The sequence below is a fragment of the Streptomyces sp. NH27 genome (genome assembly GCF_056859195.1).
This window is the reverse complement of the sequence record NZ_JACEGK010000381.1, coordinates 1-7,748: the sequence shown is the minus strand read 5'-3', so window position 1 is coordinate 7,748 and position 7,748 is coordinate 1. Positions and strand designations below refer to the sequence as shown.

Genomic DNA, 7,748 nt, shown 5'->3' with positions numbered 1-7,748 from the left:
GCTGCGGGGGTTGCTGAGGCTGCTGGTAACCCGGCTGCTGCTGGTACCCGGGCTGCGCGTACGGGTTGGGCGGTTGCCCGTACGGTCCCTGCGAGGGCTGCTGGGGCTGCGGTTGCTGCGGATTCTGAGGGGGGTTGCCCTGCGGGTTCTGCTGTCCCCCGTGCTGCTGGTCTCCTGGCCACATGGCTGGAAACACTAGGGGAGCGGGCCGGCGGGTTCCACGGCGGACCGCGATACTGGCTGGTAACATGCGGCCATGTCCGACACGTTGCCCAACATAGGCGAACTCCTCACGTCCACCGTGCCGATGGTCCGCGCCCTGGACCTCCGGTACATCGAGACCACGGCCGAGCGCGCGGTCGTGTCGCTGCCCGACCACCCCGACTACCGCAACCACGTCGGCGGGCCGCACGCGGGCGCGATGTTCACCGCCGGCGAGTCCGCTTCCGGCGCCGTCGTGATCGGCGCGTTCGGCGACCAACTCGGCCGCGCGGTCCCGCTCCCGGTGCGGGTCGAGGTCACCTACGCCAAGATCGCCCGGGGCGAGGTGCGCGCGACCGCGACGCTCGGCCGGCCCGCCGCCGAGGTCGTCGCCGAACTCGACGCCGGACAGCGCCCCGAGTTCCCGATCGACGTCGTGCTCACCCGCGAGGACGGCGCCGAGACCGGCCGGATGACCGTCATCTGGACCCTGCGCCCCAACCGCTGAACGCGGGCGGCCCGCGCCCGGGTGATCGCCCGGGTGCGGCGGCGAGGTGCCGGCGAGGTGTACGACCACGGGCCCCGCGGCCGCGGGCGCAGGGGGTTCGGTGGCCGGGGGCGTACCGCTGAGCGGACAGGTCGTCCGTTCGGTCGGTTACGCTTCACAGGAGCGCGCTTGCGGGCGCGCGTTCGACCGTCACCCCGGGGAGGGACCTGCTGTGCACGTGCAGGACTGGCTGGACGGCATTCCGCCGATCGCCGTCTATCTGATGGTCGGTCTCGTGGTGGGGGTGGAGAGCCTCGGCATCCCCCTGCCCGGCGAGATCGTGCTGATGACGGCGGCGCTGCTGTCCTCGCAGGGCCACGTCAGTCCCTGGGTGGTCGGCGGCTGCGCGATCGTGGGGGCGATCGTCGGCGACTCGATCGGCTACGCCATCGGGCACAAGGGCGGCAGACCGCTGCTGGACTGGCTCGGCCGCCGCTTCCCGAGCCATTTCTCACCGGGCAACATCGCCACCGCCGAACGCTCCTTCCAACGCTGGGGCATGTGGGCGGTCTTCTTCGGCCGTTTCGTCGCGCTGCTGCGGATCTTCGCCGGGCCGCTCGCCGGCGTGCTGAAGATGCCGTACCACAAGTTCCTCATTGCCAACGCGCTCGGCGGCATCGCCTGGGCCGGCGGCATCACCGCGATCATCTACTACGTCGGCGTGGTCGCCGAGCCCTGGCTCACCCGCTTCGGCTACGTCGGCCTCGGCATCGCGGTCCTCTTCGGCATCGGGTCCTTCCTCTTCGTCCGGCGCCGCGCCGCCAAGGTGCAGGCCGAGCACGAGGCGGCTGCCGAACGCGAGGTCGCGGTCGCCCGGTCCGGCGAGTAGCCGCCGATCCGCCCGGCGCGCGGGACCGGGCGGGACCGGGACGGGGACAGGGTGAGGCGCGGGACCGGAGTCGGGACGGGGCGGGACTGGGTCAGGACCGGGTGCGGGTGCAGTCCCGGCCGAGCCCCGACCCGCGGGCACTGCTCAGCCCACGGCCTCCCGGTGGGTCTCGGCGAGCGCCACATAGTGCTCCGCATTCAGCCGCAGCGCCTGCTGCTCCTGCTCGGTCAGCTCCCGCTTGACCTTCGCGGGCACCCCGGCCACCAGTGAGTTCGGCGGCACCTGCATGCCCTGCGGCACCAGTGCGGCGGCCGCCACCAGCGAACCCGCGCCGATCCGCGCCCCGTTGAGTACCGTCGCACCCATTCCCACCAGCACGCCGTCCTCGATCAAGCACCCGTGCAGCACCGCGTTGTGTCCCACCGTGACCCCCGCGCCGACGACCGCCGGGAAACCGGGGTCTGCATGCACCGTGCAGTTGTCCTGGATGTTCGAGCCGGCGCCGATCCGGATCTCCTCGCAGTCGCCGCGCAGCACCGCGTGGTACCAGACACTCGCCCGCTCGCCCAGCGTCACATCACCCAGCACCACCGAGGTCGGCGCGGTGTACGCGGTCGGGGCCAGCCGCGGCTCCCGGCCGAGAATGCCCGCGACCAGCGCCCCGGCCGCGCCACCCGGCCTGCCCCCGCCAGAGCCGCCGGCCGCACCGCCCCTTCCGCCTGCCCCGCCCGTCGTGCCCGCCGCGCCTACCTCGCCCGCCTGCTCCACCGACTCCGTCATCCCCGCTCCGTCCGATCCCGCGCCGCTCCGGCACTGTCCAGCGGCACCGTATACGGTGGCCGTGTGCCCGAGAACGAGAACGTGTTCTTCTCCCTGCTGTCCAGTGCCGCGGCCTGGCGCCGGCGCGCCACCACCCGGCTGGTGCACCGCGCCTGGCACCGCGTGCAGAACGCGGGCGCGGTCACCGCGGAGCGTCCCGGGCTGGTGCGTTTCGGCCGGATCGGCGCGGGCACCCGGCTCGCCTTCCCGCAGGGCACCGTCTTCGGCGAACCCTGGATTCACCTCGGCGCGTGCTGCATCATCGGCGAGCAGGTCACCCTCACCGTCGGCCTGGCCCCCGCCGACATCGACTACGGCCCCGACCCGGTCATCCGCATCGGCGACGGCGTCGTCATCGGCCGCGACAGCCACATCGTCGCCATGGCCCCGATCGTCATCGGCGACAAGGTCTACTGCGGTCCCAACGTCTACGTGACCAGCACCAACCACTCCTACCACGACCCCGACCAGGCGATCGGCGAGCAGTGGCCCAGCTCCGCGCCCGTCGAGATCGGCTCCGGCAGCTGGCTCGGCGTGGACAGCGTGGTGCTGCCCGGCGCCCGGCTCGGCCGCAACGTCGTCGTCGCCGCGGGCTCCGTCGTCCGCGGCGAGGTCCCCGACCACGCGGTGGTGGCAGGCGCCCCGGCCAGGATCGTCCGACGCTGGGCACCCGACACCGGCTGGCAGCCGCCCCTGCGCACCCCCGCGCCGTCACCCCACCCGGACAGCGTGCCGCCTGAACAGCGCCTCGACCTGCCCGGAATCGAAGCCCCCGCCGGCGCCTGAACGCCCACTCGCCGCCCCGCCGACGCCTCGCGCCCGTCGACCTGCCGACGCCCGCCCACGCTTGCCCGCTGACGCCTCCGCGCGTACGGCCGCACCAGCTCCGCAGCGCCCGCCCACCAGCCGTGAACAGGCGAGGACGACCGCCGCGCGGCGCTAGATTGCCCGTATGCGCGCACCGATCGGCTCATTCCAGGACGCCCAGCCCGCCACGGAGCGACGGGAGTTGCTGCCCGCGCCGGTCGCTGCGGCCGTGACCACGGAGATGGTGCACGTGGACACCGACCCCGAAAAGGCCGACACCGCGGACTTCGTGGCGGCCTACGGCCAGGACCTGCTGGAGCAGTCAGCCAACTGCGTCGTGGTCGCGGGCAAGCGCGGCGCGGAGCTGACACTGGCCGCGTGCTTGGTGCTCTCCACCACCCGGGTCGACGTCAACGGCACGGTCCGCCGCCACCTCGGAGCCCGTAAGGCGTCCTTCGCCCCGATGGACACCGCGGTGAGCGAGACGGGCATGGAGTACGGCGGGATCACCCCGGTCGGGCTGCCCGCCGGCTGGCCGCTGCTCATCGACTCGGCGGTCGCGGCGGCGCCCTACCTCGTGATCGGCAGCGGGGCCAGGCGCGGCAAGCTCATCGTGCCCGGCAAGGTGCTGGCGTCGCTGCCCGGCGCGGTGGTGCTCGACGGACTCGGCGGCTGAACCCGGACCGGGATCACAGGCGCGGGGCCCGCTCAGAGCTGAGGTATTTCGATCGCTGGGCATCGATCCATGACCATGTCCAGGCCCGCCGCCCGCACCCGCTCGGATGCCTTCTCGTCGATCACGTCGAGCTGGAACCAGACCGCCTTCGCGCCGACGGCGACCGCCTCGTCGGCCACCGAGCCGGCCCACGCGGAGTGCACGAAGACGTCCACCACGTCAACAGGGAAGGGGATGTCCGCCAGCTTGGCGTATCCCTGCTCGCCGTGCACCGACTCGGCCTTCGGATGGACCGGCACCACCCGCTTGCCGAACCGCTGGAGTACCGCCGCCACGCCGTACGCCGCGCGCGACGTGTTGTTCGACAGACCGACCACCGCCCAGGTGTCGCCGCTGTCGGTAAGGATCTTCCGCACTGTCTCCGTGTCCCCGTACATACCTCTCACCAACCCCTTGTCTCTTCCCGCCCGCACGCTTCCCCGCACGTCCTGCCCGATCAACGCCCCACCCGGCACCATGATTCCCCTCGCACTAGGCTGAACAGGTGGTAGATCGGTATCTGACGGTGGCGCGCCCGGGCGTGTATGAAAGTGAGATCAAACGCTCGCGGTTCCGGTGCGCGCTGGCCCCGGCCGGCAGCCAGGAAGCCGCCGAGGAGTTCGTGCGTGCCGTCCGCAAGGAGCACCCGGCCGCCACGCACAACTGCTTCGCGTATGTCATCGGCCCCGACGGCCGCCTGCACCGGGCGAGCGACGACGGAGAGCCCGGCGGCACCGCCGGCACCCCGATGCTCCAGGTGCTGCTCGGCCGCGAGGTGCGCGACACCGTGGCGGTCGTGACCCGCTACTACGGCGGCGTCCAGCTCGGCGCCGGCGGGCTGGCCCGGGCGTACGGCGGCGCCGTCTCCGCCGCGCTGGACGCGACCGGCACCGTCGAACGGCGCCTGCTCGCGCTGCTCACCGTCACCGCCGACCATCAGCGCGCCGGGCGGCTGGAGAACGAGCTGCGCGCTGCCGGCCACGCCGTGCGCGAGGTCGTCTACGGCGCCGCCGTCACCTTCCACCTCGGCGTGCCCGAACCCGATGTCGCCGCCTTCCGCTCCTGGCTCGCCGACGCCACATCCGGCGCCGCCTCCTGCACCATCGAGGGCAGCGCGTACGTAGACGTCCGCTGAGCCCGCCGGTGCGCCGCGGGCGCGGGGACAGGAGTGGGGACGGGAGCGCGGGTGCGGCTGGATCCGGGTCGTTCGGGGTGTGCCGTCCGGGGCCGGGAGTGATCGGTAGTACGGTGCTGGTCTGCGGGCGGACGCCCGGGATGGTGAGGGGGACGGGTGCGGTTCGGAGCAGTGGCGTGAGATTTCTGCACACCTCGGACTGGCACCTCGGCCGGTCCTTCCACCGGGTGAGCATGCTCGACGCCCAGCGGACTTTCCTCGACCACCTGGTGGCCACCGCGCGCGCCGAACAGGTCGACGCGGTGATCGTCGCGGGCGACGTCTACGACCGGGCCGTGCCGCCGTTGGCCGCGATCGAGCTGTACGACGGGGCCCTGCACGCCCTCGCCGACCTGGGCGTGCCGACCGTCCTCACCTCGGGCAACCACGACTCGGCCCGGCGGCTCGGCGTCGGCGCCGGGCTGATCGACCGCGCCGGCGTCCATCTGCGCACCGATCCCGCGGCCTGTCACCGCCCGGTGCTGCTGCCCGACCCGCCGTACGGCGACGTCGCCGTCTACGGTCTGCCCTACCTCGAACCGGCCCTGGTCCGCGCCGAGTTCGGCACCGAACGAGCCGACCACACCGCGGTGCTCGGCGCCGCCATGGATCGGGTACGGGCCGACCTCGCCACCCGCCCGACCGGCACCCGGGCCGTCGTCGTCGCGCACGCCTTCGTCACCGGCGCCGCCCCCTGCGACAGCGAGCGCGACATCACCGCGGGCGGTGTCGAGGCGGTGCCCGCCGAGCTGTTCGACGGCGCCCACTACGTCGCGCTCGGCCACCTGCACGGCTGCCAGACGATCAACGACCGCGTGCGGTACTCCGGTTCGCCGCTGGCCTACTCCTTCTCCGAGCAGCACCACCGCAAGAGCATGTGGTTGGTCGACCTCGACCCCGAAGGCGCCGTCACCGCGCAGCGTCTCGACACCCCCGTGCCCCGCCCGCTCGCCCGCCTGCGCGGCCGCCTCGACGACCTGCTCGCCGACCCCGCGCTCGAACCGCACACCGAGTCCTGGGTCGAGGCCACCCTCACCGACCCGTACCGCCCGCACGAGCCGATGGCCGCGCTCGCCAAGCGCTTCCCGCACATCCTCGCGCTGGCTTTCGAACCCGACCGCGACACCGACGACCCGCTCGCCTCCTACGCCCGCAGGCTGCGCGGCCGCACCGACCAGCAGATCGCCGAGGACTTCGTCGCACACGTCCGCGGCACCACCCCCGACCGGGCCGAACGCGGCGTGCTGCGGGCCGCGTTCGACGCGGTACGGGCCGACGCCGCACAAACGGAGCGCGACTGATGCGCCTGCACCACCTCGAACTGACCGCGTTCGGCCCCTTCGCCGGCACCGAGCAGGTCGACTTCGACGAACTGTCCGCCGCCGGGCTGTTCCTGCTGCACGGCCCCACCGGGGCGGGCAAGACCTCCGTTCTGGACGGCGTCTGCTACGCGCTGTATGGGCAGGTGCCCGGCGCCCGGCCCGCGAACCGGCTGCGCAGCGACCACGTCGCGCCCGGCACCGCGACCGAGGTGGTGCTCGAACTCACCCTCGGCGGACGCCGGTTGGAGATCACCCGGCGACCCGAGCAGGTGCGGGCGAAGAAGCGCGGCACCGGCACCACCGTCGACAAGGCGGTCACGCTGCTGCGCGAGCACATCGGCGGCGAGTGGCAGGGCGTGTCCAAGTCGCACCAGGAGATCGGCGAGGAGGTGCGGCAACTCGTCGGGATGAGCTGCGAGCAGTTCTGCCAGGTGGTGCTGCTGCCGCAGGGCGAGTTCGCGACGTTCCTGCGCGCGGGCGCGGTCGAGCGGGCCGCGCTGCTCGGACGGCTCTTCGACACCCGCCGGTTCAAAGCGGTCGAGCAGTGGCTGCGCGACCGCAGGCACGAGGCGGACCGGCGGCTTGCCGCAGGCGACGACGAGCTACGGCAACTCGCCGCGCGGATGCGGCAGGCGGCGGGGGACGGCGACGCCGCACCCGAGCCCGCCGCGGTCCTCGGTTCCGAAGTCGGCCTCGACGCAAGCGTGCTGGCCGACGCCGCCATCGCACGGTGCGACGCCCGTGAACGGTACGACATCGCGCGCACGGCTGTACGCCTCACCGAGGACGCACATCGCACCGCCGCCGAAGCGGCCACCGCTGCCCGCGAGTTGGCCACCCTGCAAGGCCGCCACCGCGAAGCCCTCGACCGCGAGTCCGCCGCCGCCCGGCAACGCCCTGCCCGCGCCGCCCTCCGGACCCGCCTCGACCGCGCCCGCCGCGCCCTCGCCGTCGACCCCGCGCTCGGCCTCCACGACAAGGCTGCCGCCCAGCACGCCGAGGCCCTTACGGCGGAACGCGACGCCGCCGCCGAACTCGCGGCCGCGGGCGAGCTGCCGCCGGACTCGGCGGACGTCTCGCCGGCGGGGCCGGCCCCGGGGACGCCCCGTGGCGGCGGTCCGGACGCCCTGCCCGCCCAGCGGGGTGGCACCGCCGCACCCGCACTCGCGCGCGAAATGACGGGCGGGCGTGGCGAATCGGCTGCCGAGACCGCGTCCATCCGGTCCGGTGGCCCGGGGGAGTTGGCGTGGGGGCCAGGCGTCGAGCGGGATGGCGCGGAGCAGCGGAGCCGGGCAGACGGGGCACGGCTCGGCGGGTCCGTCGCAGGGGAGGCG

The 7,748-nt window shown here is 73.7% G+C and carries 10 protein-coding genes; 8 read left to right on the top strand and 2 right to left on the bottom strand.

Features of this window, described 5'->3' with window-relative positions; genetic code table 11:
• The 3 genes from AC13HU_RS26485 to AC13HU_RS26475 all read left to right on the top strand — a co-directional run.
• Positions 1-199, top strand: a 199-nt coding sequence (locus AC13HU_RS26485; protein WP_483044470.1) for a hypothetical protein, incomplete at its 5' end; no start/stop codon positions are given.
• Positions 200-256: 57 nt separating this feature from the next.
• Entirely contained in the window at positions 257-709 is a 453-nt protein-coding gene (locus tag AC13HU_RS26480) for a DUF4442 domain-containing protein (RefSeq protein ID WP_483044469.1), read from the top strand.
• A 211-nt stretch (positions 710-920) separates the two neighbouring features.
• Positions 921-1,577, top strand: coding sequence for a DedA family protein (locus AC13HU_RS26475; RefSeq protein WP_483044468.1), 657 nt, complete (start codon positions 921-923; stop codon positions 1,575-1,577).
• A gap of 144 nt (positions 1,578-1,721) precedes the next feature.
• Here the strand turns inward: AC13HU_RS26475 and AC13HU_RS26470 are convergent, their stop codons facing one another.
• Positions 1,722-2,357, bottom strand: a complete 636-nt coding sequence (locus AC13HU_RS26470; protein ID WP_483044467.1) for a gamma carbonic anhydrase family protein — start codon at positions 2,355-2,357, stop codon at positions 1,722-1,724.
• 63 nt (positions 2,358-2,420) lie between these two features.
• Between AC13HU_RS26470 and AC13HU_RS26465 the strand changes: the two genes are divergently transcribed.
• Positions 2,421-3,182, top strand: coding sequence for an acyltransferase (locus tag AC13HU_RS26465; protein ID WP_483044466.1), 762 nt, complete (start codon positions 2,421-2,423; stop codon positions 3,180-3,182).
• Between the two features lie 166 nt (positions 3,183-3,348).
• On the top strand, positions 3,349-3,879 hold the full coding sequence (locus AC13HU_RS26460; protein ID WP_483044465.1) for a YbaK/EbsC family protein: 531 nt from the start codon (positions 3,349-3,351) through the stop codon (positions 3,877-3,879).
• A gap of 32 nt (positions 3,880-3,911) precedes the next feature.
• Here AC13HU_RS26460 and AC13HU_RS26455 read toward each other — a convergent pair whose 3' ends face one another.
• Entirely contained in the window at positions 3,912-4,316 is a 405-nt protein-coding gene (locus AC13HU_RS26455) for a CoA-binding protein (protein ID WP_483044464.1), read from the bottom strand.
• A gap of 107 nt (positions 4,317-4,423) precedes the next feature.
• Between AC13HU_RS26455 and AC13HU_RS26450 the strand changes: the two genes are divergently transcribed.
• The 3 genes from AC13HU_RS26450 to AC13HU_RS26440 all read left to right on the top strand — a co-directional run.
• Positions 4,424-5,053 carry a YigZ family protein gene (locus AC13HU_RS26450; RefSeq protein ID WP_483044463.1) on the top strand — a complete coding sequence of 210 codons (630 nt, stop codon included), beginning with the start codon at positions 4,424-4,426 and terminating at the stop codon, positions 5,051-5,053.
• Positions 5,054-5,229: 176 nt separating this feature from the next.
• Positions 5,230-6,393, top strand: a complete 1,164-nt coding sequence (locus tag AC13HU_RS26445; RefSeq protein ID WP_483044462.1) for an exonuclease SbcCD subunit D — start codon at positions 5,230-5,232, stop codon at positions 6,391-6,393.
• Positions 6,393-7,748 (top strand): AAA family ATPase (locus AC13HU_RS26440; RefSeq protein ID WP_483044461.1); only part of this gene is annotated, 1,356 nt, incomplete at its 3' end. The genes AC13HU_RS26445 and AC13HU_RS26440, both read left to right, overlap by 1 nt.